This is a genomic window from Phaeobacter sp. HF9A, from assembly GCF_011806385.1.
GTDB lineage: Bacteria > Pseudomonadota > Alphaproteobacteria > Rhodobacterales > Rhodobacteraceae > Epibacterium.
This window is the reverse complement of the sequence record NZ_JAATOX010000063.1, coordinates 1-23,780: the sequence shown is the minus strand read 5'-3', so window position 1 is coordinate 23,780 and position 23,780 is coordinate 1. Positions and strand designations below refer to the sequence as shown.

The window sequence follows — 23,780 nt, the reverse complement described above, 5'->3', positions numbered from 1 at the left end:
CCCGGATGATCCAGGAGAAACGTATAGGCATAGGCGAGGACATAGGCCGGAAAAGCCAGCGGCAGCACCAGCGCCACCTCAAAGAAACGCACGCCCGGAAAGCGGGTCATGGTCACCAGCCAGGCCGCACCGACCCCGATGGAGAATGTCCCGATCGAGACCAGCGCCACCAGATAGACGGTTGTCAGCGCATAGCGCGGCAGGACCGTCTCCGCCAGATGCGAGATCGTCTCCACCCCGCCGGTGAGCGCGGCAATGGCGACCGCCAACATCGGCAAGAGGCAGGCCAGGGCCACGATCCAGGCCAGCAGCGCAAACCCGGTGGTGCCCTTGTCGCGGGCGGATTTGCGGCGGCGCGGGGCCGAGGCCGTAGGGTGGCTTGCTTGCGTCATTCATTCCGCTTTCAACAGTGCCCGCCCTGTTTCAAGCATTTCTGTCGGAAATTCCAGCACGAAACCGCCGCTGCGACGGCATGTCGGCAACGGCGGTTCCAGCTTCGGCAGTCGGGGACCGAAAACCCGGGGCTCAGTCGTAGCTTCGCTGATCCTCGATCACCAGCCCATCCCGCGGCAGGCTGCCGGGGGCGACGATCTCGATCGCGCCTTTCAGCTTGAGCACCTCGACGACGGAGCGGGCAAAACTGATCTCGTCTCCGCCCTCGGCCTCGATCCGCACCGTCATCACGTCCATTTCGCCATCGCGCGAGGCAACCACGCGGGCCTTGACGATCTCGGCGTGTTTGTCGACCAGCGCGGCCACCTGCTCGGGACGCACGAACATGCCCTTGATCTTGGTGGTCTGATCGGCGCGCCCCATCCAGCCCTTGATGCGCATATTGGTGCGGCCACAGGGCGAGACGCCCGGCATCACCGCGCTCAGGTCACCGGTGGCAAAGCGGATCAGCGGATAATCGGGGTTGAGCGTGGTCACCACCACCTCGCCCACCTCGCCGGGGGCAACCGGCGTGCCGGTGCCGGGGGTGACGATCTCGACGATGACGTTTTCATCAACGATCATCCCCTCCATCGCGGCGCTTTCATAGGCTATATTGCCCAGATCTGCGGTGGCATAACATTGCAGGCAGGCAATGCCGCGCTCTGCATATTCCTGCCGCAGGCTGGGAAACAACGCGCCGCCCCCCACCGCCGCCTTGCGAAAGCCAAGCTGCACGCCCATCGCATCCGCCTTGTCCAGGATCACCTTCAGGTAATCCGGCGTGCCGGCATAGGTCGTCGCGCCCACATCGCGCGCCGCGGTGACCTGCAATTCGGTCTGCCCGGTGCCGGCCGGCAGCACCGCCGCCCCAACCGTCCGCGCCCCGCTTTCAAAGATCATCCCCGCCGGTGTCAGATGATAGCCAAAGCAGTTCTGTACCACATCGCCGGGGCCAACCCCGGCGGCATTCAGAAAACGCCCCATCCGCCACCAGTCGTGATCCACCCCGCCCGGCTCGTAGATCGGCCCGGGCGACTGAAAGATATGGGCAAAGCCATGCGCCGGTTTCACCGTAAAGCCGCCAAAGGGCGGATGCGCCGCCTGCGCGGCGCTCAGGTCGGATTTGCGCAGCACCGGCAGCGCCGCCAGATCGGCAAGCGAGGCCACCGCCCGCGGGTCCACATCGGCCAGCAGGCTGGCAAAACCCGCCGCCCCCTTGGCGCGGGCGATCTGCTCGGGCAACTGGCGGCTCAGGTCCGCGGCCCGCTGATCGGCGCTGCGGGTTTCCAATTCGTCGAAATAACTCATGCGCTCTCTCCCCGCTTCAGCTCAGCCACCGCTTGCGACGGCGATAGGAGCGCACGTCGCGGAAACTCTTGCGCCCGTCGTCGGACATCCCGAGATAAAATTCCTTCACATCCGGGTTTTCGCGCAGCTCCGCCGCCGGGCCATCCATCACCACGCGGCCGGATTCCAGAATATAGCCGTAGTGGGCATAGCGCAGTGCCACATTGGTGTTCTGCTCCGCCAGAAGGAAGGTCACGCCCTCGTTCTCGTTGATCGACTTCACGATCTCGAAAATCTGCTCCACCAGCTGCGGTGCCAGCCCCATCGACGGCTCGTCCAGCAGGATCGTCTCGGGGCGGCTCATCAGGGCACGCCCCATCGCCACCATCTGCTGCTCGCCACCCGAGGTATAACCCGCCTGGCTCTTGCGGCGCTCCTTCAGGCGCGGGAAGTAGCTATAGACCATCTCCAGATCGGCCTGGATATTGGCCCCGCCATCGCCGCGCGTATAGGCGCCGGTCAGGAGGTTTTCCTCCACCGTGAGGTGTTCAAAGCAATGCCGCCCCTCCATCACCTGGATCACGCCTTTCTTGACCAGATCGGCCGGGCCCTCCTGGTGCACATCATGGCCCCGATAGCGCACCGATCCCTTTGTCACCTCACCGCGCTCGGAATGCAGCAGGTTGGAAATGGCCTTGAGCGTCGTGGTCTTGCCCGCACCATTGCCGCCCAGCAGCGCGGTGATGCCGCCCTTTGGCACGTTCAGGCTGACGCCTTTGAGAACGAGGATCACGTGATTGTAGATCACCTCGATATTGTTGACTTCGAGCAGGGTCTCGGCCTGCACATCTGTGGTCTTGGCTGCGTCCAGCATCTCGAAAGCCTATTCCCTTCGCCAGTGTCCGTCTCAAGGTGGGTTAAATCGTCTGAATGCGCCTTGCCGGGATCTGCGCCCGGCAAGGCAAGGGCCGCTTAGTTGCAGCGGTCCTCGATGTTGTTTTCCGCCGCATAGGCTGCGGAATCTTCCGCGATCAACGCGTCGATGACCTCGCGGTCGGTCGGGTTGAAGCCGGAAATCATCGACCAGGTCTGCGTGTCCGCATCCCATTGCGTCACCCCGACAAGACCGGGCCCGCCATGGTTTTCACAGGAAACGCTGAACGACGGACCAAAGCGCGGCATGCCAAGTTCGGTCATCCGCTCTTCGGTGATTTCCAGCGCTTCCATCCCGTCGCGCATCATGGCGGCGTCAATCTGGGCAGTGCCGTGGATTTCCTGCGCTTTGCGGGCAGCTTCCACCGCGAGCATCGCAGCGTAGAACCCCCGGTTATACAGCACATTGCCGATCTGATCGCCGGCACCGGCGGCAAGCCCCTTGTCCACGACATATTTCTGCACGTCGTCAAACACCGGGAAGTCACGGCCCACATTGTGGAAGGTCACGGCCTTATAGCCATCCGCCTTGGCGCCCGCCGGCATCACGTCATGCTCGGCCCCGGACCACCAGACGCCGATGAAGTTCTCCATCGGGTAGCGGACGTTTGCGGCCTCCTGAATGGCGACCTGGTTCATCACGCCCCAGCCCCACATCACGACATAATCGGGACGGTCACGGCGGATTTGCAGCCATTGGGATTTCTGCTCCTGGCCCGGGTGATCCACCGGCAGGAGCTTCAGCTCAAAGCCATGTTTTGCCGCGAGATTTTCCAGCGTGCGGATCGGCTCCTTGCCGTAAGCGGAGTTGTGATAGAGCAGCGAAATCGTCTTGCCCTTCAGATCGCCGCCGTTTTCTTCCAGCAGGTAGTTCACCACGCCCGAAGCGCCATCCCAGTAGTTCGCCGGGTAGTTGAAGACGTTGGAGAACACCTTGCCATTGGCAGCCGAGGTGCGGCCATAGCCCATGGTATGGAGCGGAATGCCGTCTGCCGTGACCTTGGGGATCAGCTGATAGGTGATCCCGGTGGAGAGCGGCTGATAGACCAGCGCGCCTTCGCCCTTGGTGCTCTCATAGCATTCCACACCTTTTTCGGTGTTGTAGCCGGTTTCGCACTCGATCACCCGCGCCTTGATGCCGCCGATGCCGCCATCGCGCTCGTTCACCAGGGTGAAGTAATCGTTGTAGCCGTCAGAGAACGGAATACCGCCCGCCGCGTAGGGACCGGTTCGATAGCTCAGATCCGGGAATACCAGATCCGCCAGAGCGGGGCTTGCCGCCATCACGGCGCTCAGCGCCAGGCTTGTCAGTGTCAGTTTCATCGGGTGTCATCCTCCCTTGAATTTTCCGATGTTTTCCAGTTCGGGGCCGGTCTCCTCCTGCCGCCCCCGGCGAGTTCATCTGTTGTCCCGGTCAATGCGGGAAGGGCCAGAGCCGCAGTTTTTCCTTGGTCACCCGCCAGAGCTGCGCCAGGCCATGCGGTTCCAGAATCAGGAATGTCACGATCAGCGCGCCAACGATCACCAGTTGGAAATGCGCCACGATATCCGTGGGCCAGCCCAGCATATCGACGCCAACCACCTTCAGAACCACCGGCAGCAGCACCAGGAACGCCGCCCCGGCAAAGGAGCCAAAGATCGAGCCCAGCCCGCCGATGATCACCATGAACAGCACCAGGAACGATTTGTTGATGCCAAAGGCTTCGCCGACTTCCACCGCGCCCAGATAGACCGAGAAAAACAGCGCCCCGGCGATGCCGACAAAGAAGCCGGAGACCGCAAAGGCCGTCATCTTGGCCTTCAAAGGGTTCACCCCGATGATCTCGGCCGCAATATCCATGTCGCGGATCGCCATCCAGGTCCGCCCCTGAGTGCCGCGCGTCAGGTTGCGGGCCACCAGCGCGCAGAAGGTCAGGAAGATCAGGCAGAACAGATAGGTCGCCCAGGCCGGCGCATTGGGGCCGGTGATCAGGATGCCGAACACCTCGCGCTCCGGTGCGTTGATCTGGCCAGAGGCGGAGTAGTTGTAAAACCACGGCACCCGGTTGAACAACCAGACCAGAAAGAACTGCGCCGCCAATGTGGCCACCGCCAGATAGAACCCCTTGATACGCAAACTGGGCAGGCCGAACAGCACGCAGACCAGCGCGGTGATTCCCCCCGCGAGCAGCACATGGATGAACATCGACACCTCGGGAAAGGCGGTCATCAGCTTGTAGCAGGCATAGGCCCCCACCGCCATGAAGCCGCCGGTGCCCAGCGACACCTGCCCGCAGTAACCAACAAGTATGTTCAGCCCGATGGAGGCGATCGCATAGATCAGAAAGGGCAAAAGGATCGCATTCGCCCAGTAGTCATTGATGATGAAGGGGATCACGCCAAAGGCCACCGCCAGCACCGCGTAATAGCGATAGCGATCAAAGCGGATCGGAAAGGTTTGGCTGTCCTCGACATAGGAGAGTTTGAAATCCCCGGCTTCACGGTAGAACATGGATCAGACGCCCCTTTGGTTGATTTTTGCGTTTTGCATCAAACCTCTCCCCAGTTGGCCTGCGCCGCGTCCCGCTGCTCGCGCGTCATCCGGTTGGAAGGTTTTGCATAGCCCTGGCGCTCGGAGATGCGCACCAGTTTCAGATAGGCCAGGATCCCGGCAAACAGCCCCGCCGCGGCCAGTATCGTGGCGATGGTCACCTGCCCGCGCGAGTAGCCCTCGCCGGTCAGCGCAAGATAGCCAAATGCCCAAAATCCGGCCCAGGCGATGACGTTCAGAATAGCGATCAGCTTGATCATAGGTCGGCCCTCCCGTTAACCATTTTCTCAGATTTTCGCGTTTTGCCACATTTTGCCCCAATCGCTTCGCCAATTTCAGCGCGGGAAAAGTGAGTGGGTGAAATGACTGCGATTTTGCATGAAATCCGGCAGCTGGATGCTGCCCGGAAGCGGGGGGACATCTCTGCCGAAGAATACGCCACGGCGCGCGGCCGGCTGCTGGCCTCGGTCGAGGACGCCGCCGTAGAGCCGCAGGAGCCAGCGCGGCACGCGGCACGCGGTCGCCCCGCGCCGCGCCGCCCTGCCGCACGGGCGGCGCGACCGACGCCAAAACCGCCAAGCGCACCGAGCGAAGGCACCGCTCCAGATGACATGTCCGGATTTTGGGCGCTCATATTGATCGGGCTCTGCGCAGCAGGTCTGATGACCTTCCTCGTCGGGCAATTGATCGGCGACATCACCATCGCGCTGACGCTCGCGGTGACAGTCTTTGCCGCCATCGTCATCGCCGCCTTCCAGCGCATGCAGGGCTGACCCTGCTGCGCCGCCCATGGGCTGGTGGCGATGAGGGAGGGATCACACGCGTTCAATGATCTTCTCCCCGAACAGGCCCTGCGGGCGGAACACCAGAACGATCAGCGCCAGCACATAGGCAAACCAGTTCTCGGTCGCGCCGCCCACCATCGGGCCAATGAGGAATTCGAACAGTTTTTCGCCCACCCCGATGATCAAGCCACCCACGATGGCGCCGGGGATCGAGGTGAACCCGCCCAGCATCAGCACCGGCAGCGCCTTCAGCGCGATCAGCGAGAGCGAGAACTGCACGCCCGACTTGGTGCCCCACATGATGCCCGCAACCAGCGCCACAAACCCGGCCAGCGACCAGACCAGCACCCAGATGAAGTTGAGCGAAATCCCCACCGACAGCGCCGCCTGATGGTCATCCGCCACCGCGCGCATGGCCCGGCCCTGCTTGGTGTACTGGCTGAACAGCACCAGCCCGGCAACCAAGAGCGCGGCAATCACCGTCGCCACGATATCAAGGTTGTCGATAAAGAAGCCGTAGCCAAAGATGTTAAAAGTGGTCTCGTCGATCCACAGGTTGATGCCCTGCGGCAGGCCCACGTCCAGGGTCTTAATCTCGGACCCCCACATCAGATCCGCGACGCCCTCAAGGAAATAGGCCAGACCGATCGTCGCCATGAACAGGATGATCGGCTCCTGCCCCACCAGATGTTTCATCACCAAGACCTGCACGAGCCAGGCCAGAACCACCATCACCGCAACCGTCAGCACGATCGCCAGCAGCGATGGCACCGTCCAGCCAAAATGGGTGACATGGCCGCCAAAGAGCGCGTTGATGACATGCGAAAAGGGAACCTGCCCCTGCATAATGCCCACCAAGGTCATCGCCGCGAACAGCGCCATAACCCCCTGGGCGTAATTGAAGATCCCAGAGGCCTTGTAGATCAGCACAAAGCCCAGCGCGACCAAGGCATAAAGCACCCCGGCCATCAGACCGTTCAGCGTGACTTCCAGGGCAAAGATGAACTGATCAGACATCACACGCGCCTCCGCTAAATTTCTTCAAAGAAATTTGCCAAGAGTTTTTCAAAAACTCTTGATCCCGCTTCACATCAGTCATGGGCCACCCCCAGATAGGCGTCGATGACGTCCTGATTGTTGCGCACCTCATCCGGTGTGCCATCGCCGATCTTCTTGCCATAATCCATCACCACCACCCGGTCAGAGAGGTCCATCACCACGCCCATGTCATGTTCAATGAGGGCGATCGTGGTGCCGAACTCGTCATTCACATCGAGAATGAAACGGGACATGTCCTCTTTTTCTTCGACGTTCATGCCCGCCATCGGCTCGTCCAGCAGCAGCAGCTTCGGCTCCGCCGCCAGCGCCCGGGCCAGCTCCACCCGTTTCTTCAACCCATAGGGCAGCCGCGCCACGGGCGTGTGGCGGATCGCCTGGATTTCGAGGAAATCAATGATTTTCTCCACCGCCTCGCGGTTCTCAACCTCTTCGCGCTGCGCCCGACCTTTCCAGATCGCCTGCTGAAACAGGTTGGTTTTCATATAGTTGAGCCGCCCGGTCATCACATTGTCCAGCACGCTCATGCCGTCAAACAGGGCGATGTTCTGAAACGTCCGGGCAATGCCGTAGCGCGCCACCTCATAGGGTTTCATCGGTGGTCGCTTCGTTCCGCGAAACCAGACCTCCCCCTCCTGCGGCGAATAGAACCCCGAAATCACGTTCAGCATCGAGGACTTGCCCGCGCCGTTCGGCCCGATGATGGCGCGGATCTCGCCTTCGCGGATATCAAAGGAGATATCCTTGATTGCCACCACCCCCCCAAAGCGCAGGGTGATATTCTTCATCTCCATGACCACGCCGCCAATGGTGCGGCCATCCTCGGTCACATAGCTGTCAGCACCATCAAGCATGCAGCACTCCTTTGAAAAATCGCGCCCTATGGGACGGCGGGCGGGGCGAGGTGCAGCTTGCCTGCACGAGCGTCGCAGGAGCCGTCATTCCGCCGCCACCATCTGGGTAAAGCTGGATTGCACCTTGGCATCCACACAGGTCAGCACCGCGCTGATCGCCCCCTTGCGCCCATCCTCATAGGTCACCTCGGTGCGGGTCGCGATCTGCTCGGAGCCGTCATAAAGCGCAGCAATGATATCGGCGAATTTCTCTTCGACGATACGACGGCGCACCTTGCGGGTCCGGGTCATCTCGCCGTCATCCGCGTCCAGCTCCTTATGCAGCACCACAAAGCGATGGACCTGACAGCCAGAAAGCATCTCATCCTGCGCGACCGAGACATTGACCGCCTCCACATGCGCCTTGATGGTCTCCAGCACCCGGGGATGTTGCGCCAGTTCCTGATAGGAGGCATAGGCGATATTGTTGCGCTCGGCCCAGTTGCCCACCGCCGTCAGGTCAATATTGATAAAGGCCACACAGTGATCCCGGCCATTGCCAAACAGCACCGCTTCCAGAATGTCGGGATAGAACTTCAGTTTGTTCTCGACATATTTCGGCGCGAACATGGCGCCATCGGCCATTTTCCCCACATCCTTGGCCCGGTCGATGATCCGCAAATGGCCAGAGCTCTCCTCGATAAAGCCCGCATCCCCGGTGGCCACCCAGCCCTCCGCATCCTTGGTCGAGGCGGTGGAGTCGGCATTCTTGTAGTATTCGACAAAAGTGCCCGGCGAACGGTAGAAAATCTCGCCCGTTGCGTCGATCTTGATCTCCACATCCGGGGCCGGCACGCCGACCGTATCCGCGCGCACCTCACCATCGGGCTGTAGCGTGATGAACACCGTCGCCTCGGTCTGACCATAAAGCTGTTTCAGGTTGATGCCGAGCGAGCGATAAAAATCAAAGATCTCCGGCCCGATCGCCTCGCCCGCCGTATAGCCCACGCGGATGCGACCATAGCCCAGCGTATCTTTCAGCGGGCCGTAGACGAGGATATTGCCCAGCGCGTATTTCAGCCGGTCCATAAACGCCACGGGCTTGCCGTCCAGGATCAGCCCGCCGACCTTCCTGGCGTAGTTCAGGAAATAATGGAACATCCGCCGCTTGAACGGGCTGGCGTCCTCCATGCGGATCATCACATTGGTGAGCTGCCCTTCAAACACCCGGGGCGGGGCAAAGAAATAGGTCGGACCGATCTCGCGCAGATCGGTCATCATGGTGTCTTCGCTCTCGGGACAATTGACGCAGAAGCCGCACCAATAGGCCTGCCCCAGCGAGAAGATGAAATCCCCGACCCAGGCCATCGGCAGATAGGACAGGATCTCTTCGCGCTCGCTCAGCGTGTCGAACTCGGCGGCATTTTTTGCGGTCTCGATCACGTTCCGGTTCGACAGAACCACCCCCTTGGGGCGTCCCGTGGTGCCGGAGGTATAGAGCATCACACAGGTGGAGTCGTAGGTCAGCTTTGCCTTGCGCGCCGCCAGATCGCCACTGAATTCATCGCGCGCCGCGCGCCCCTGCTCCTGCACATGGCTGTATTGATGCAGCTGATGGTGATCGTATTTGCGCAGCCCCCTCGGATCGACATAGATCACATGTTTCAGGTTCGGCAGCTGGTCCTTGACCTCGATAACCTTGTCGACCTGCTCCTGATCGCCGGCGACCACATAGGCGGCGCCGCAGTGCTCCAGCACATAGGCCATCTCCTCGGCGCCGGAATCCTGATAAATCGGCACCGGCACTGCACCGACGCATTGCGCCGCGACCATCGACCAATAGAGCGTCGGGCGATTGCGCCCGATAATGGCGATGAAATCCCCCTCGGCAATGCCAAGGTTCAAAAACCCCAGCGCCAGCGCCTCGATTTCCTCGGCCGTTTCCGCCCAGGTCCAGCTTTGCCAGATGCCAAATTCCTTCTCGCGGTACGCCGGGCGGGTGGCAAACCTCAAGGCATTTCTTTCCAACAGCGCGGGCACGGACAGGATTTGCCCGGCGCCAGACGATGTCTGCGCAGTGGTCTGAGACACGTATTTTTCCTCCCTTATCCGGTCCTCCCCGACCGGATTGCTGCCCTGTCCCACTTTTGTGGGCAGAGCGATGCTTATTCCGCATTTGGACAGCTCTGAGGAAACAAAACAAGTTTTTCTCGATGATTTCTGAAACCTAACGAATTGTAACAGCGCGCCACGTCCCGTTTTCCATGCCAGCCGGCCCGCGACAAAGCCACTTTGCCTCTCGCGGACAAGCTGCTAGCCAAGAAGCGGGGAGCACAGATGAAACAGTCCAACGCGCAGCGCATGGCGATGATTGACGCCGGTCTCAACCTGATCGCTCAGGCCCTGTCGATTTACGACAGCGACCTGCGGCTGGCCGCGTGCAATCGGTGTTTCCAGGAGATGTTCAACCTGCCGTCCGAACTGGTGCAGGAAGGCGCGAGTTTCGCGCGGACCATCCGCTATATCGCGGAGCAGGGCGACTATGGCCCGATCGACGATATCGACAGCTTTGTCGCGCAGCGGGTTCAGCAGGCGATGGCCTTTGTGCCCCATTACGTCGAACGCAGACGCGCCAATGGGCAGATGATTTCCATCGAAGGCGCGCCGCTGCCGCAGGGGGGCTGGGTCACCGTCTATACCGACATCACCCCCACCAAACGGGTGGAGGCCCTGTTGCGCGCCCGCTCCGAGGAGCTCTCGGATCAGGTCATGAGCTACACAGAGGAGCTATCGGCCACCAACCGCAAACTGGCCGCGACCATTTCCACGCTGGAGGAAACCCAGCGCCAGCTGACCCAGACCGAAGCCCGCACCCGGCTCACCACCGAGATGATGCCCGCCCATATCGCCCATGTGGACGGCGAGGGCTTTTATACCTTTACCAATGGCCGCCTGAGCTCGGTCTTTCCCGGGCGTCCCTCCGACATCCTCGGGCGTCACATCGACGAGGTTCTGGGCGCCTATTCCGCGGCCCGCATCGCACCGCATATGGCGGCCGCCTATCAGGGGGAAAGCTCGGTCTTTGAATTCACCGAGGATCAGGACAGCCGGCGCTTGCGGGTGGCGCTTACCCCCGACGGCGAGGGCGGCGTGTTCGTCCTGTCGATGGATGTGACCGAGGAAACCCAGGCCCGCGTTGCCCTGCAACAGACCCGCAAACGCGAGCTGGCCGCCCAGATGATCAATGGCATGGCGCATGACTTTTCCAATCTCCTGACCATCATCCTCGGCATGCAGACCAAACTCGCCCGCGCCCCCCTGCCAGGCGAGGCCGCAGAACTAGTCGAGGCCACGCTCTCGGCGGCGCGGCGCGGCGGGCGGCTGCTGGACCGGATGGCGCAGATGACCAACCGCAGCGGCTTGCGCCCGCAAGCCACCGACCTGAACGCCCTGCTGGAGGAAATGCGCATTCTCGCCACGCCGTCGCTGCCGCAGGGGGTCGGGCTCAGCGTGCTTGACAACACCGGCGCGGGCCGGGTGCTGCTGGATCCGGGCCGCTTGCAGGACGCCTTGCTGAACCTGATCCTCAATGCCCGCGATGCCTGCGGGGCCTCCGGCCAGATCACCGTTGCGGCGCATCTGGTGGGGCAGACCTGGATCGAGTTCACAGTCGGCGACACCGGCCCCGGCTTCTCCGGTGAAGCCCTGGAAAACGGGCTCAATCCCTTTTTCACCACCAAGGGGCAGGAGGGCTCGGGCCTTGGGCTCTCGATGGTCTATGACATGGTGAAATCCGCCGGCGGCAACATCCGCATCGGCAATACCGTGTCCGGTGCCATGGTCACCCTGCGCCTGCCCTATCGCCGCGCGCCCCACGCCAGCGGCGGCATTGCGCTCCTGGTGGAAGACAGCGACAGGTTGCGCGCGACCTATCGCGAGATGCTGATGGAGCTTGGCTATTCCGTGATCGAGGCCACCAGCGTTGACGAGGCCATTGCCCTGGTGGCGGATGTGGAGGGCATCGCCCTGATCCTGTCCGATATCCGGCTGGAGGGCAGCGCCACCGGTGTGGACCTCTGTGCCCGGCTTGGAACGGGCGCGCCGCCCGTGGTGCTGATGACCTCCTTGCCGCCGTCCGCCCCCCTGTGCCGCACGGCTCAGACACAGGCCCCGCTGTTGCAAAAACCCTTCGAGCGCGCCCAGCTTTCGGCGCTCTTGCAAAAGGAAACACACCATGCGTGATGCGTCGCTCCCCCCGCTGGTGACGATCCTCGACGACGAACCCGAGATCCGCCGCCTGCTCACCGAGACGCTGGAAGACGCGGGCTACCGCAGTCAGAGCTTCTCCCGCGCGCGCGATTTCGAGGCGGCGCTGAAACGGGTGACGCCGGATGTCTGCCTGGTCGATCTGTCCCTGCCCGACAGCGACGGGCTGGCGCTGGTGCACCGGCTGGCGCTGGAACAGGGGGCCAGCGTGATTATCATCTCCGGTCGCGCCCAGGTGCAGGACCGGGTGACCGGGCTGGAACTGGGGGCGGATGACTATATCACCAAACCCTTTGACCCCGCCGAAGTGGTCGCCCGCATCCGGGTCCGCCTGCGCGACTCTGAACGCAGCAGCCAGACGAGCAGCGGCAATTGCGCGCGGTTTTCCGGCTGGACCGCGCATTTTGATCGCTACGCGCTGGAGGATGAGGCCGGCGAGGAAACAGCCTTTTCCCATGCCGAAGGCGAGGTGTTGCGGCTGTTTCTGGAAAGCCCCAAGCGGCTGATTTCCCGCAGCCAGATGATGGAACGCCTGGGCGGCGGCGCGGGCGATGGCTTTGACCGCGCGATGGATGTGCGCATTTCGCGCCTGCGCACCAAGCTGCGCGAAGACCCCAAGAACCCGCGGCTGATCAAGACCATCTATGGGGCGGGCTATATTTTTCTGGGTGATGTCACCTGGAGCTGAGCGGAACGGACCTTGCCCGGGCAGCGTTTTGTGGCCGGTGGCGCTCCCGCCCCCGCAGGTGCCTTGCCTGCGGCAAGACCCCTTGGCGGAGTTGGGCCGGGCCGCTTGCCACATCCGGGGCAAGCGGCTGCGCCGCGCCAAAGGCGCGGCGCCACGCCCAACGGGAGCGGAGGAGATCCTCCTCCGGCGACGGGCGGGAGCGCATCCCGCCTCTTGCGGTGGTGATTCGGCTGACGTAAAAAGAACCTATGGCCACTTGTCTGCTCTATCGCCTCGCTGAAACCAATCCGGCCCGGTTTTACCGGATCGAACTTGCGATGAACCTCTTTGACGAGGTTTCTCTGCTGCGCGAGTGGGGCATCAAGGGCGGGAAGGGCTGTTCGACCATCAATATATTCGGCAACCTGCGCGAGGCCTCCGTTGCCGCCGACCGCCATCGCAACCGCATGTTGAAACGCGGCTACGACCGCGCCTGACCCACCTTTGGGCGCGCTCCGTAAGGCCAGTTCCCCCCGCACACCGTTCAGTTTGGCCCTTTCAACCCAGACGCCCCTCGCCTAGTAGTGCTGCAAAGGGATCCAAGAGGCGCGCATGTCAGAAATTACGCTGATCCGGCACGGTCAGGCCAATTCCGCAGCCAGAGACGAGGCCAGCTATGACAAGCTGAGCCCCCTTGGCCAACAACAGGCCCAATGGCTCGGCGCGCATCTTCGCGACTGCAAGGACCACTACGCCCGCATCTACTGCGGCACCCTCACGCGACACCTGGAAACCGCCCAGGCCATGGGCTTTGCCCCCGAAGCGATCATCCGCGATCCGCGCCTGAACGAGATGGAATATTTCTCGCTCGCCCAGGCCATGGAGGCCCAGCACGCGCTACCGATCCCGACGGAGCGCGAAGCCTTTGTCGCGCATCTACCGCAGGTCTTCTCCGCCTGGGAGGCAGGCAGGATCGACACGCCCCCCGAAAGCTGGCACGATTTTGAACGCCGCACCGAGGCCGCCCTTACTGAGATCGCGGCGGGCAGTGGCTCGGCGCTGGTGGTGACCTCGGGCGGGTTGATCTCCATGGTCATGCGCCGTTGCCTCGGGCTTGATGTGGCGGCCACGGCGCGGATGACCCTTGCGATCATGAACACATCCATGCACCGTCTGCACAACATCGGCGGCCAGCATGCGCCGGTGCTGTTCAACGCGGTCCCGCATCTGGACACGCCTGATCGGCAGTATGCCCGCACCCACCTCTGACCACCTCGCCAAGGAGATCACATATGCAACTCTATTATGCACCCGGCACCATCTCTGTTGCGGTGGCCATCGCCCTGGAAGAGGCCAAGCTGGACTATGAAACGGTCCAGATCGACTTTGCGGCGAAACAGCAGACCAGCACCGCCTATGCGCAGATCAACCCCAAGGGCCGCGTGCCCGCGCTGGCGGTGGACGGCGGCATCCTGACCGAAACCGGTGCCTTGCTGGAATATATCGCCGATATCGCCCCGGACGCCGGTCTGCGCCCCACGGACCCTGTGCTGCTGGCCCGCATGCGCGAGGTGATGTTTTACGTCGCCTCCACCATGCATGTGAACCACGCCCATAAACTGCGCGGCAGCCGCTGGGCCTCCGACCCGGCCTCCTTCAAGGACATGAAGCGCAAGGTGCCGGAAACCATGGCCGCCTGCTGTGACTATCTCAGCCAATATGGCTTGCGCGGCCCCTTTGTACTGGGCGAGACCCTCAGCCTCGCGGATTGCTACCTCTATGTGGCCTGCACCTGGCTGGAGGGCGACGGGATCAAGACCGCCCGCTTCCCCAAAATCACTGCCTTTATGGAGGCAATGGAGGCGCGTGACAGCATCAAGGCCGTCCGCGCCATGGATATGCTTTGAAGGACAACACAATGACACATCTCTGGGTCCGCGCCGAACAGCGCCTGAACGAAGATCGCGTCGGCCTGACACCTGCGGGCGCATCGGCGCTGATGGCGGCGGGCATTCGCGTCACCGTCGAGGAAAGCAGCAGCCGCGCGATTGCGCTGCAAGGTTACATCGACGCTGGCTGCGAGATCGCCGCCGAGAATTCCTGGCCCAACGCACCGCTGGATGCGATCATCTTCGGCCTCAAGGAGCTGCCAGATGACGGCACGCCTCTGCGCCACCGCCACATCATGTTCGGCCATGCCTTCAAGGGGCAGCACTCCGGCAAGGAGCTGCTGCGCCGCTTCCGCGAGGGCGGCGGCACGCTTTATGATCTGGAATATCTGGTGGATGAGACCGGGCGCCGGGTCGCGGCATTCGGCTATTGGGCCGGCTATGCGGGCGCTGCTGTCTCGCTCAAAGCCTGGGCGGCGCAACAGCGCGGCGAAACCTGCGGCCCGGTCGGGGTCTACAAGAACCAGTTTGCTCTGCTTGAAGACCTTGCGACCGAGCTGAATGCAACCGGCACACGCCCCAACGCCATCGTGATTGGCGCCCTGGGCCGCGTTGGCACCGGCGCGGCCGACCTCTGCGAGGAACTTGCCGTCGAGGTCACCAAATGGGACATGGCCGAAACCGCCAGCGGTGGCCCCTTCCCCGAAATCCTGGCCCATGATCTGTTCCTGAACTGCATCTTTGCCCGTCCCGGCACGCCCGTCTTTGTCCCTGCCGAGGCCCTAACTGCCGACCGCAAGCTCACCGTGATCGGCGATGTCGCCTGCGATCCCGACAGCGACTACAACCCGGTGCCGGTCTATGACCGCGCCACCACCTGGGACGCGCCGGTGCTGCGCGTGGCCGAGGCCCCGGTGCTCGACGTGATGGCGATCGACAACCTGCCCTCGATGCTGCCCGCCGAAAGCTCCGCCGACTACGCCGAGCAGCTCCTGCCCAGCCTGCTAACCCTTGCCGATCTCGACAGCGGCGTCTGGGGCCGCGCCAAGGCGATCTTTGATACACATGTGGCGGCCTGACCTGCCCATCCCGACGAAGGAGAACTGATATGACTATTCACTGGTGTGGCACCGGCCTGTCGGCCATTCCCGGCCTGCGCCGCCTGCTCGAAGCGGGCCATGATGTCGCCGTCTGGAACCGCACGCCCGAAAAAGCCGCCGAGGCGATTGGCGATCTGACCACCAATATCCACAAATTCTCCGTCGCCCGCCTCTCGGAGCTGCTGAGCCCCGCCGATGTGGTGGTTTCCATGCTGCCCGGCGACTGGCACGTGGAGCTGGCGGAACTGGCGATCTCCAAAGGCGCGCATTTTGTTTCCTCCTCCTATATCTCACCCGAGATGCGGGCGCTGGACCAAAAGGCCAAGGACGCCGGCGTCGCGCTGGTCAACGAGGTCGGGCTCGACCCGGGCATCGACCATCTGATGGCCCATGCGCTGGTGGCGGAATATGCCGACTCCCCCGCCTTTGACGTCGAGAACGAGGTCAGCTTCCTGTCCTATTGCGGTGGCATCCCGAAGACGCCCAACCCGTTTCGCTACAAGTTCAGCTGGTCGCCCCTCGGCGTGCTGAAGGCGCTGCGCTCGCCCTCGCGCTCGATCCGCGACTTTGAACCCTTCGACGTGGCCCGCCCCTGGGATGCGATCTCCACCTACGAGGCCCCGCTGCCCACGCCCGAGAGTTTTGAGGTCTACCCGAACCGCGACTCCCTGCCCTTCATGGACCAGTATCATTTCGGCAAGGACTGGAAGGTCAAAACCTTCGTGCGCGGCACCCTGCGGCTGGACGGCTGGGCCGAGGCCTGGGCCGATGTCTTCCGCGAGGTGGAAACCCTCGAAGGCGCGGCAGGCGACGCCCGCCTGAAAGAGATGTCCGACCAGTTCTGGGAGGAAAACGCCTATGACGAAGGCGAGCCCGACCGGGTGGTGCTCTGCGTGGACCTCAAGGCCGAAAAAGACGGCAAGCTGAAGTGGCACAAGACCTATGTGATGGATGCCTGGGGCGACGAGCGCGGCAGCGCCATGGCGCGTCTGGTCTCCTATCCGGTCTCCTTCGCGATCGAGGCCGCGATGAACGGCAAGATCGCCCCCGGCGTCAGCGCCGCCCCCAGTGATCCGGCTCTGGTCGACAACTGGATGGGCCGCGTCGGTGCCCTCGCCCAGCATTTGCAGGTCACATCGCATATGTCCTGATGTTCTGCGCCAGGGCGGCAGGGGGCTTTCCCCCGTCGCCCCGGCACCCCGGCGATCAGCGCCCCAATACGTCGTCGGTCAGCGCGGCGACATCTACGCCCAGCGCTTCCAATCCTGCCTCGATATCATAGGCGAGGTTCGGCGTGCTCAGCAGATAGTCCTCGGTCGGCGTGGTCTTTTCCTCCCGCGCCGTTGTCACCGCCAGGGCAAATTCCTCCGCCTCAAAGCTGCCGCGCCCGATCCACAGGATCGCGACCAGCTCGGCCTGCTCATCCTCGTTCATATCGGCGATAAAGGCGCGCAGCTCGGGCTCCGCGCGCTCGATCTCGCGCGCCATCACAGCGACCTGCTCTGCCTTGTTTGTTGCGATCTCGACCATCGTGTTCCCTCCTGAGGTTGGGTTGGTGCGGCGATCCTGGCACGGGCGGGCCGCGGAAACCTTGATCTGCAACAAATCAAACCGCAACGGGCGTCAGCGCGCCGATGCCGCGCGCGGCCGTCCAAAGAGGGCAACCGGCTGGTGGCGCCCGCGCAGCGGCTCCGGTTGCAGGGCCATCCAACCCTCGCGCGCGGGCTCCCGCCCCTCGCTCTGCGCCGCCTCGGGCACACTCTCGCCCGCCGCCTCCAGCATCGCGGCGGAGGCGATCACCTCCATGCCGCGCACCTTGGTCAGCTCCTCCAGCCGGGCGGCAATATTCACCGTATCGCCAAGGGCGGTATATTCCAGCCGGTCCTCGCCGCCGACCACGCCAGAGAAAACCTCACCCCAATGCAGCCCGATCCCGACCCGCACCTCTTCGCGCCCCTCCGCGCGACGTGCCTCGCTCCAGTCGCCGATCGCGGCAGACAGCAGCTCGGCACAGCGCAGCCCCCGGCGCGCCGCGCCGTCGCCCTCAAACAACAGCATGGCCGCATCGCCGATGAACTTGTCCACCAGCCCGCCCGTCGCCTGCGCCGCGTCCTGCACCCGGATGCGGAATTCGGTCACAAAGGCCCCCACCTCGGCGGGATCGCGCCCCTCGGACCAGGCGGTAAAGGCGCGGATGTCCACAAACATCACCGCCATGTCCTGACGCTGCCCCTGCCGGATCGTGGCCAGATCCTCGCCCTCCAGCCGCTCGGCCAGGCGGGCGGGCAGATAGCGGGTCAGCGACAGCCGCGTCTTGGTCTCGATCAGGGAGCGATGCAACAGGCTGCGCATGGCCGCCGCCGCCACCACCAGCACCACCCCCGCCAGCAGGATCATCGTCAGCCGCACCACATTCGGCGGCACCGCCACCAGATAGCTCACGCGCGCGGCGATATCCTCGGGCAGCGCGATATCCACCATGAAGCTCAGCGCCGCGAGCCCACCCACCGTCAGCGCCACGCAATAGATCTGAAGGTAGGGATTGAACCGCAGCACCGCAAAGGCCAGCACCAGCGGCACCAGCCAGGTGGAGGGCAGAAGGAAGGTCAGCCCCCCCGGCATGGCGACATTCTCCAGCCCCACCCAGGTGTTGACCAGCATGAACAGGCAATCCAGCGTCACCACCGGCCAGATCATCCAGCGCCGAAAGCGCCCGCTGCGCACCAGCCAGAGGCTGAACACCCCCAGCAACAGGTAGGAGACCATCGACAGCACCGCAAAGGTCCATTGCCGATGCAGAAAGCCCGCCAGATCCTTGGGCGGGTCTCCCACCGCAAGGAAAAACACGATCATCAGCCCAAGCGCCAGAAGGATCCGCAGGACCGAGACCACTTTCTCTGCCCGCAGCTCGGCGATGCGCAAGAGGGCGGCATCGGGCCTCACCCGCGTGCCTGCGCGATGCCGAGCGCCAGGCTGCGTCATTCGCCCGGGCTCTCCAGCGCGACCACCTGCCGGACGTTGTCCGGGGCCAGTTCCTCAAAATCAAAATTGTCCAGCCGCTGCGCCCGGCGCCCGGCCTTGTCGGCGCTGATCTTGATTTCGGAAATATCCTTGGAGGCCTGCATGAAGTGGCGATCCAGGTTGCCGACCCGCTCGCCCAGCCGGTCCACATCCTTGTTCAACAGACCCAGCTCCTTGCGGATCGCGCCGGCCTGTTCGCGCATGCGGGCGTCTTTCAGGATGGCGCGCATGGTGTTCAGCGTCGCCATGCAGGTGGTCGGCGATACGATCCAGACCTTCAGGGAAAACCCTTCGCGCACCACATCGGTGAAATTGGCGTGCAACTCGGCATAGACCGCCTCGGAGGGCAGGAACAACAACGCGCCATCGGCGGTTTCGCCATCAAGGATGTATTTCTCCGCGATATCGCGGATGTGCTTGCGCAGCGCGCCCTTGAGCAAACGCACCGCCTGCGCCTTTTCCTCCGGCGTTTCGGCCCGGCGCAGCGCCTCATAGGGTTCCAGCGGGAATTTGCTGTCGATCACGATCGGCCCCGGCGGGTTCGGCAGATGGATCAGACAATCCGCGCGCTTGCCGTTGGACAGCGTGTATTGAAACGCATAGGCATCGCTCGGCAATGCCTTGGACACGATGTCATTGAGCTGGATTTCCCCAAAGGCGCCACGGGTCTGCTTGTTGGAGAGGATATCCTGCAAGGACAGAACATCGCCCGAAAGCTTGGTGATATTGTCCTGCGCCTTGTCGATCACCGCCAGCCGTTCCTGCAACTGCGTCAGCGAGGTGGAGGTGCGCTTGGCGCTGCCGTGCAGGCTCTCGGTCATGCGCTCCTGCATCTCGGTCATGGCGCGGGCCTGTTTCATGGCATTGTCCGCCAGCCGGTCGTTCATGCGCTGCTGCACATCGCCGAGGCGGGCCTCCATGGTTTGCAGGATCTGGAGCTGCGCATTGGCCTGGGTATCCGAGACCGTTTGCAGATTGCCCCGCAGCGCCTCCTGCCCGTTGGAGAGCTGCTGCGCCACCTGGCTCAGCGCGCTCATCTGCTGGGTCAGCGGCCCGATGGCCCGGGTCGCGCGGGCCGAATTGCGCAGCAACAGGATCAACAGCAAAAACAGCAGCAGAACGCCCGCTCCGGCGCCCAGCAGCACCACGCCCAGCGCGTCCATATTGGCAACGGCTTCACCCATGCCTTCCATCTCTATCGTCCTTTATGTCCGGCCAAACAGGCGTTCGATATCCGCCAGTTTCAATTCCACATAGGTGGGGCGACCGTGGTTGCATTGGCCGGAATGCGGCGTCGCCTCCATCTCGCGCAGAAGCGCATTCATCTCTTCGCCGCGCATCCGCCGCCCCGAGCGGATCGAGCCGTGACAGGCCACCCGGCTCAGGATCGCTTCCAGACGCGCCTGCACCAGCTGGCTTTCGCCCTGATCGGCCAGCTCATCCAGAATGTCGCGGATCATCGCCTCGGCGTTGACCTCGCCCAGAATGGCGGGGGGTTCGCGCACCGCGATGGCATTGCCGCCAAAGGGCTCGATGCCGAGGCCGAATTTCGCCAGATCCTCGGCCACCTCCAGCAGCCGGGCGCAATCGCCATCCGAGAGTTCGATGATGTCGGGGATCAGCAGGGCCTGCGCGGCGACGCCATTTTCGGCCATCTGGGTCTTGAGCTTTTCATAGACCAGCCGCTCATGCGCCGCGTGCTGATCGACGATCACCATCCCGTCGCGGGTCTGGGCGATGATGTAATTCTCATGCACCTGCCCACGGGCCGCGCCAAGGGGCAGATCCTCCACCACTTGCGGCACTGGATCGGGCGCGGCGGCGGGTTCCTCGACCAGGCGACCGCTATAGGTGCCGGAGAATTCGGTAAAGCCTGCGTTCTGCTCTGTCGATGGCGGCGCGGGATAGGACGGCGCCTGCGGCTGGCCGGGGGATTGCGCCGCATAGGAGGCGGTTCGTGCGCCATAGGAGGGGCGATCCATCTGATAGATCCGGGGCGCGCCGCTTGCGGTCGGCTGTTCCGGTCGCATCGCCCCCAGCGTGGCCCCCGCCACCGTGGTGGAGGCGCGATGCCCCGCTTCGGCCAGCGCATGACGCAGCGCCGAGACAATGAGCCCGCGCGCCATGCCGGGATCGCGAAAGCGCACCTCGGATTTTGCCGGGTGCACATTCACATCGACCAGCGTCGGATCACAATCAATGAACAGCGCCGCCGCCGGATGGCGGTCGCGGCTGAGGAAATCCATATAGGCGGCCCGCAGCGCGCCAGTCAGCATCCTGTCCTTCACCGGGCGGGTATTCACAAACAGGAACTGCGTCACCGCCGCACCGCGCGAATAGGTCGGCAGCGCCGCATAGCCATAAAGCCGCAGCCCGTCGCGGGTGGCGTCGATCTTCAGCGCGTTTTCGGCAAAGTCCCGGCCGATGACATGCGCCAGACGCCCATGCAGCGCATCAAACAGATCGCCGCTCAGGGGATCGGCGCGAAAGCTCACCCGCCCCTCGCCGCCGCCAGAGACATCGCGCAGGGTAAAGCCCACGGCGGGTTCGGCCATTGCCAGACGTTTCACCGTGTCAGAGATCGCCTGGGATTCGGCGCGATCCGTGCGCATGAATTTCAGCCGCGCCGGGGTGGCAAAGAACAGATCGCGCAGCTCGACCACCGTGCCCTGGCGCAGCGCTGCGGGTTTCACCGCTTCCATCTGGCCGCCGGAGACGCGAATCTGTGCCGCGTCCTGCCCCGCTGCCCGACTGGTGATGGTCAGCCGCCCGACCGCGCCAAGGCTGGGCAGCGCCTCGCCGCGAAAGCCAAAGGTGTGGATGTTCAGAAGGTCGGAGCCGTCGATCTTGGAGGTCGCATGACGCGACAGTGCCAGCGGCAGATCCTCCGGCGACATGCCGCAACCATTGTCGGTGACCCGGATCAGCGTCTTGCCGCCATCGGCGATCTCGATCATGACGCGGGTCGCCCCGGCATCAATGGCGTTTTCCACCAGCTCCTTGACGGCAGAGGCCGGACGTTCCACCACCTCGCCGGCGGCGATGCGGTTGATGGCGCTGTCGTCCAACTGTCGGATGACAGGGCGCGGCTGGGCTGGGGATTCGCTGATTTGGGGGTCGGACACTGTCATACCGCTATATTTAGCATGGTTGAGCGCGATTCTGCCACCCGCAATACGCGTTCAGACGCGCTGCCGCAACGGCTGGCCTATGCCCTTGCGCGGATATCTGCGGAGGGTTTTCAGCGCCGCGAGTCGGGCGCCCCCCGGCGCGTCGGATCAGAAATCGATCGCGATGCCTTTTTTCTCCCAGTCGCCAAAGCGCACCGGTTCCGGCCCGTCGCGCCCGCCAAGCTCGGGCGGCAAATCCTGCGCCTTGGCAGCAGCGGCGCGGCGCGCTTCGGCCTCGGCCAGGGCGCGTTGGGCGGCAGGCGGCAGATCGGGGCGGTCGCTCTCTGGGGTGTCGCTCATCTCGGGTCTCCGCAGCATGGGTTTCTTTATGGTCCGGGCATGATATACGCCTGCCTCTGCCAGGGACAAGCCGTGAGACCCATCAGGAGAGTTTGCGCATGAGTGATCGTTCGAAATCAGGCACCGAGGCCCGCCGCGCGGCGGTTGCTCTGCTCGACAAGGTTCTGGGCGAGGGGCTCTTGCTGTCGGAATGCCAGGCGCAGGTGCTGGAGCGGCTGGATCCGGCGGATCGCGCGCGGGCGCAACGGCTGACGCTGGAGGTGCTGCGCGGGTTGGATCGGGCGGATCGCATATTGCAGAAACATCTGCGCAAATCGCCGGCGCTCTTTGTGCGCAACGCCCTGCGTCTGGGTACGGTGGAGCTTTGTTCCGGTGGTGCGGCGCATGGGGTGGTGAATGACATCGTGACGCTGGTGAGCCGTCACCGCCGCCATGGTCAGCTCAAGGGGCTGGTGAACGCGGTTCTGCGCAAGGTGGCCGAAGAGGGGCCGGCAGAATGGGCCAGGCTGCGCGTCCCGCGCCTGCCCAAATGGCTGCGGAGCCCGCTGGCGCAGGCCTGGGGCAATGAGGCGATGCTGGCCATCGAGGCGGCGCATTTCCACGGCGCACCGCTGGATCTGACCGCAAAGCCGGGCGCGGATCTCTCGGCTCTGGGCGGCGCGTTGACTGCAACCGGCAGCCTGCGCCTGCAGGAGGCCGGGCAGGTCTCGGCGCTGCCGGGCTATGCGACCGGGGACTGGTGGGTGCAGGATGCCGCCGCCGCCCTGCCCGCCCGCATCCTGAATGCGCAGCCGGGGGAACAGGTGCTCGATCTCTGTGCCGCGCCGGGGGGCAAGACCTTGCAGATGGCGGCGGCGGGGGCCGATGTGACAGCGGTGGATATTTCCGAGACCCGCCTCACGCGCCTGCGCGAAAACCTCGCCCGGACGGGGCTGGAGGCCCGCGTGGTCGCCGGGGATGTGCTGGCCCAGAGCGGGCAGTATGACGCGGTGCTGCTGGACGCGCCCTGCTCCGCCACCGGCACGATTCGCCGCCACCCGGATCTGCCGCACGCCAAGGATGGCGCCGGATTTGGCGCCCTGATCGAGTTGCAGGCGCAGATGCTGGCGCATGCCTGGACCCTGGTCAAACCCGGCGGACGGCTGGTCTATTGCACCTGCTCGCTGCTGCCCGACGAGGGCGAATGCCAGATCGAAGAGGCCCTGGATATGTTCCCGGACGCGCGGATCGGCGAGGCGTTGCAGGCACTTACCGGCATAGACCCCGCCTGGATCACCGAAGAAGGCGGGCTTCGCCTGCGCCCGGACTATTGGCCCGAGATCGGCGGAATGGATGGGTTCTACATGGCGGAACTGGTCAAGACCGTCGCGTAAGCCCGCCCCCTCAACGCAGAAACGATGCGCAACACATGCGCCGCGCGCCAAACACTCCCGCGCCCGCAGCTGCCTTGCCTGTGGCAAGACCCCTTGGCGGCCTTGGGCCAGGCTCAGCCCCCTCCAAGGGAGGGG

At 63.8% G+C, this 23,780-nt stretch carries 22 protein-coding genes and 1 pseudogene; 9 read left to right on the top strand and 14 right to left on the bottom strand.

Annotated elements, in window-relative coordinates:
• From HCZ87_RS12505 to HCZ87_RS12480, 6 genes and pseudogenes are all read right to left on the bottom strand, one after another.
• Window positions 1–392 (bottom strand): annotated as a pseudogene (locus HCZ87_RS12505) (iron ABC transporter permease); the annotation flags it as partial.
• Between the two features lie 133 nt (window positions 393–525).
• A complete protein-coding gene (locus HCZ87_RS12500) occupies window positions 526–1,743 on the bottom strand; it encodes a phenylacetate--CoA ligase family protein (protein ID WP_167644124.1) in 1,218 nt (405 codons plus the stop codon).
• Window positions 1,744–1,759: 16 nt separating this feature from the next.
• Window positions 1,760–2,596: an ABC transporter ATP-binding protein gene (locus tag HCZ87_RS12495; protein WP_167644122.1), complete on the bottom strand. Its 837-nt coding sequence runs from the start codon at window positions 2,594–2,596 to the stop codon at window positions 1,760–1,762.
• A 98-nt stretch (window positions 2,597–2,694) separates the two neighbouring features.
• On the bottom strand, window positions 2,695–3,978 hold the full coding sequence (locus tag HCZ87_RS12490) for an ABC transporter substrate-binding protein (RefSeq protein WP_167644120.1): 1,284 nt from the start codon (window positions 3,976–3,978) through the stop codon (window positions 2,695–2,697).
• 91 nt (window positions 3,979–4,069) lie between these two features.
• Window positions 4,070–5,146, bottom strand: a complete 1,077-nt coding sequence (locus HCZ87_RS12485) for a branched-chain amino acid ABC transporter permease (RefSeq protein WP_167644118.1) — start codon at window positions 5,144–5,146, stop codon at window positions 4,070–4,072.
• A 38-nt stretch (window positions 5,147–5,184) separates the two neighbouring features.
• On the bottom strand, window positions 5,185–5,445 hold the full coding sequence (locus HCZ87_RS12480; RefSeq protein ID WP_167644116.1) for a hypothetical protein: 261 nt from the start codon (window positions 5,443–5,445) through the stop codon (window positions 5,185–5,187).
• 102 nt (window positions 5,446–5,547) lie between these two features.
• On the opposite strand from HCZ87_RS12480, the gene HCZ87_RS12475 reads away from it, so the two are divergent.
• A complete protein-coding gene (locus HCZ87_RS12475; protein ID WP_167644115.1) occupies window positions 5,548–5,958 on the top strand; it encodes an SHOCT domain-containing protein in 411 nt (136 codons plus the stop codon).
• Between the two features lie 42 nt (window positions 5,959–6,000).
• On the opposite strand, the gene HCZ87_RS12470 is transcribed toward HCZ87_RS12475, so the two are convergent.
• The 3 genes from HCZ87_RS12470 to HCZ87_RS12460 all read right to left on the bottom strand — a co-directional run bounded on the left by HCZ87_RS12470 (window position 6,001) and on the right by HCZ87_RS12460 (window position 9,950).
• Window positions 6,001–6,987, bottom strand: coding sequence for a branched-chain amino acid ABC transporter permease (locus HCZ87_RS12470; RefSeq protein WP_167644113.1), 987 nt, complete (start codon window positions 6,985–6,987; stop codon window positions 6,001–6,003).
• Window positions 6,988–7,061: 74 nt separating this feature from the next.
• Complete coding sequence (locus tag HCZ87_RS12465; protein WP_167644112.1) at window positions 7,062–7,880, bottom strand: ABC transporter ATP-binding protein; 819 nt, start codon at window positions 7,878–7,880, stop codon at window positions 7,062–7,064.
• Window positions 7,881–7,964: 84 nt separating this feature from the next.
• Complete coding sequence (locus HCZ87_RS12460) at window positions 7,965–9,950, bottom strand: AMP-binding protein (protein WP_167644111.1); 1,986 nt, start codon at window positions 9,948–9,950, stop codon at window positions 7,965–7,967.
• 246 nt (window positions 9,951–10,196) lie between these two features.
• On the opposite strand from HCZ87_RS12460, the gene HCZ87_RS12455 reads away from it, so the two are divergent.
• From HCZ87_RS12455 to HCZ87_RS12425, 7 genes are all read left to right on the top strand, one after another.
• Window positions 10,197–12,101 carry a PAS-domain containing protein gene (locus HCZ87_RS12455; RefSeq protein ID WP_167644109.1) on the top strand — a complete coding sequence of 635 codons (1,905 nt, stop codon included), beginning with the start codon at window positions 10,197–10,199 and terminating at the stop codon, window positions 12,099–12,101.
• Window positions 12,094–12,813 carry a response regulator transcription factor gene (locus tag HCZ87_RS12450; RefSeq protein WP_167644107.1) on the top strand — a complete coding sequence of 240 codons (720 nt, stop codon included), beginning with the start codon at window positions 12,094–12,096 and terminating at the stop codon, window positions 12,811–12,813. The genes HCZ87_RS12455 and HCZ87_RS12450 overlap by 8 nt, the downstream gene beginning before the upstream one ends.
• 248 nt (window positions 12,814–13,061) lie before the next feature.
• Window positions 13,062–13,289: a WGR domain-containing protein gene (locus tag HCZ87_RS12445; RefSeq protein ID WP_167644105.1), complete on the top strand. Its 228-nt coding sequence runs from the start codon at window positions 13,062–13,064 to the stop codon at window positions 13,287–13,289.
• Window positions 13,290–13,404: 115 nt separating this feature from the next.
• On the top strand, window positions 13,405–14,061 hold the full coding sequence (locus HCZ87_RS12440; RefSeq protein WP_167644103.1) for a histidine phosphatase family protein: 657 nt from the start codon (window positions 13,405–13,407) through the stop codon (window positions 14,059–14,061).
• 23 nt (window positions 14,062–14,084) lie between these two features.
• Window positions 14,085–14,699, top strand: a complete 615-nt coding sequence (locus tag HCZ87_RS12435) for a glutathione S-transferase family protein (RefSeq protein ID WP_167644102.1) — start codon at window positions 14,085–14,087, stop codon at window positions 14,697–14,699.
• A gap of 11 nt (window positions 14,700–14,710) precedes the next feature.
• Complete coding sequence (locus HCZ87_RS12430; protein ID WP_167644100.1) at window positions 14,711–15,760, top strand: saccharopine dehydrogenase; 1,050 nt, start codon at window positions 14,711–14,713, stop codon at window positions 15,758–15,760.
• A gap of 29 nt (window positions 15,761–15,789) precedes the next feature.
• Window positions 15,790–16,932 carry a saccharopine dehydrogenase family protein gene (locus tag HCZ87_RS12425; protein WP_167644098.1) on the top strand — a complete coding sequence of 381 codons (1,143 nt, stop codon included), beginning with the start codon at window positions 15,790–15,792 and terminating at the stop codon, window positions 16,930–16,932.
• A gap of 55 nt (window positions 16,933–16,987) precedes the next feature.
• Here HCZ87_RS12425 and HCZ87_RS12420 read toward each other — a convergent pair whose 3' ends face one another.
• The 5 genes from HCZ87_RS12420 to HCZ87_RS12400 all read right to left on the bottom strand — a co-directional run bounded on the left by HCZ87_RS12420 (window position 16,988) and on the right by HCZ87_RS12400 (window position 22,272).
• Window positions 16,988–17,311, bottom strand: a complete 324-nt coding sequence (locus HCZ87_RS12420) for a DUF3775 domain-containing protein (protein WP_167644096.1) — start codon at window positions 17,309–17,311, stop codon at window positions 16,988–16,990.
• Window positions 17,312–17,404: 93 nt separating this feature from the next.
• A complete protein-coding gene (locus HCZ87_RS12415) occupies window positions 17,405–18,763 on the bottom strand; it encodes an adenylate/guanylate cyclase domain-containing protein (RefSeq protein WP_167644094.1) in 1,359 nt (452 codons plus the stop codon).
• A complete protein-coding gene (locus tag HCZ87_RS12410; RefSeq protein WP_167644092.1) occupies window positions 18,760–19,995 on the bottom strand; it encodes a DNA recombination protein RmuC in 1,236 nt (411 codons plus the stop codon). The genes HCZ87_RS12415 and HCZ87_RS12410 overlap by 4 nt, the downstream gene beginning before the upstream one ends.
• Before the next feature lie 12 nt (window positions 19,996–20,007).
• Entirely contained in the window at window positions 20,008–21,933 is a 1,926-nt protein-coding gene (mutL, locus tag HCZ87_RS12405; protein WP_167644090.1) for a DNA mismatch repair endonuclease MutL, read from the bottom strand.
• Between the two features lie 147 nt (window positions 21,934–22,080).
• A complete protein-coding gene (locus tag HCZ87_RS12400; protein WP_167644089.1) occupies window positions 22,081–22,272 on the bottom strand; it encodes a DUF1674 domain-containing protein in 192 nt (63 codons plus the stop codon).
• A gap of 98 nt (window positions 22,273–22,370) precedes the next feature.
• Here HCZ87_RS12400 and HCZ87_RS12395 point away from each other — a divergent pair, with 98 nt between their 5' ends.
• The gene (locus HCZ87_RS12395) at window positions 22,371–23,645 is read left to right on the top strand and encodes an RsmB/NOP family class I SAM-dependent RNA methyltransferase (protein WP_167644087.1); all 1,275 of its coding nucleotides are present in this window, start codon (window positions 22,371–22,373) and stop codon (window positions 23,643–23,645) included.
• Window positions 23,646–23,780 lie beyond the last annotated feature (135 nt).

Coding starts and splice junctions, on each gene's coding strand:
- HCZ87_RS12435 (WP_167644102.1), top strand. CDS start 14,085: ATGCAACTCTATTATGCACCCGGCACCATCTCTGTTGCGGTGGCCATC.
- HCZ87_RS12430 (WP_167644100.1), top strand. CDS start 14,711: ATGACACATCTCTGGGTCCGCGCCGAACAGCGCCTGAACGAAGATCGC.
- HCZ87_RS12480 (WP_167644116.1), bottom strand. CDS start 5,445: ATGATCAAGCTGATCGCTATTCTGAACGTCATCGCCTGGGCCGGATTT.
- HCZ87_RS12470 (WP_167644113.1), bottom strand. CDS start 6,987: ATGTCTGATCAGTTCATCTTTGCCCTGGAAGTCACGCTGAACGGTCTG.
- HCZ87_RS12410 (WP_167644092.1), bottom strand. CDS start 19,995: ATGGAAGGCATGGGTGAAGCCGTTGCCAATATGGACGCGCTGGGCGTG.
- mutL (WP_167644090.1), bottom strand. CDS start 21,933: ATGACAGTGTCCGACCCCCAAATCAGCGAATCCCCAGCCCAGCCGCGC.
- HCZ87_RS12465 (WP_167644112.1), bottom strand. CDS start 7,880: ATGCTTGATGGTGCTGACAGCTATGTGACCGAGGATGGCCGCACCATT.
- HCZ87_RS12500 (WP_167644124.1), bottom strand. CDS start 1,743: ATGAGTTATTTCGACGAATTGGAAACCCGCAGCGCCGATCAGCGGGCC.
- HCZ87_RS12450 (WP_167644107.1), top strand. CDS start 12,094: ATGCGTGATGCGTCGCTCCCCCCGCTGGTGACGATCCTCGACGACGAA.
- HCZ87_RS12395 (WP_167644087.1), top strand. CDS start 22,371: ATGAGTGATCGTTCGAAATCAGGCACCGAGGCCCGCCGCGCGGCGGTT.
- HCZ87_RS12425 (WP_167644098.1), top strand. CDS start 15,790: ATGACTATTCACTGGTGTGGCACCGGCCTGTCGGCCATTCCCGGCCTG.
- HCZ87_RS12445 (WP_167644105.1), top strand. CDS start 13,062: ATGGCCACTTGTCTGCTCTATCGCCTCGCTGAAACCAATCCGGCCCGG.
- HCZ87_RS12490 (WP_167644120.1), bottom strand. CDS start 3,978: ATGAAACTGACACTGACAAGCCTGGCGCTGAGCGCCGTGATGGCGGCA.
- HCZ87_RS12495 (WP_167644122.1), bottom strand. CDS start 2,596: ATGCTGGACGCAGCCAAGACCACAGATGTGCAGGCCGAGACCCTGCTC.
- HCZ87_RS12455 (WP_167644109.1), top strand. CDS start 10,197: ATGAAACAGTCCAACGCGCAGCGCATGGCGATGATTGACGCCGGTCTC.
- HCZ87_RS12485 (WP_167644118.1), bottom strand. CDS start 5,146: ATGTTCTACCGTGAAGCCGGGGATTTCAAACTCTCCTATGTCGAGGAC.
- HCZ87_RS12415 (WP_167644094.1), bottom strand. CDS start 18,763: ATGACGCAGCCTGGCGCTCGGCATCGCGCAGGCACGCGGGTGAGGCCC.
- HCZ87_RS12420 (WP_167644096.1), bottom strand. CDS start 17,311: ATGGTCGAGATCGCAACAAACAAGGCAGAGCAGGTCGCTGTGATGGCG.
- HCZ87_RS12475 (WP_167644115.1), top strand. CDS start 5,548: ATGACTGCGATTTTGCATGAAATCCGGCAGCTGGATGCTGCCCGGAAG.
- HCZ87_RS12440 (WP_167644103.1), top strand. CDS start 13,405: ATGTCAGAAATTACGCTGATCCGGCACGGTCAGGCCAATTCCGCAGCC.
- HCZ87_RS12400 (WP_167644089.1), bottom strand. CDS start 22,272: ATGAGCGACACCCCAGAGAGCGACCGCCCCGATCTGCCGCCTGCCGCC.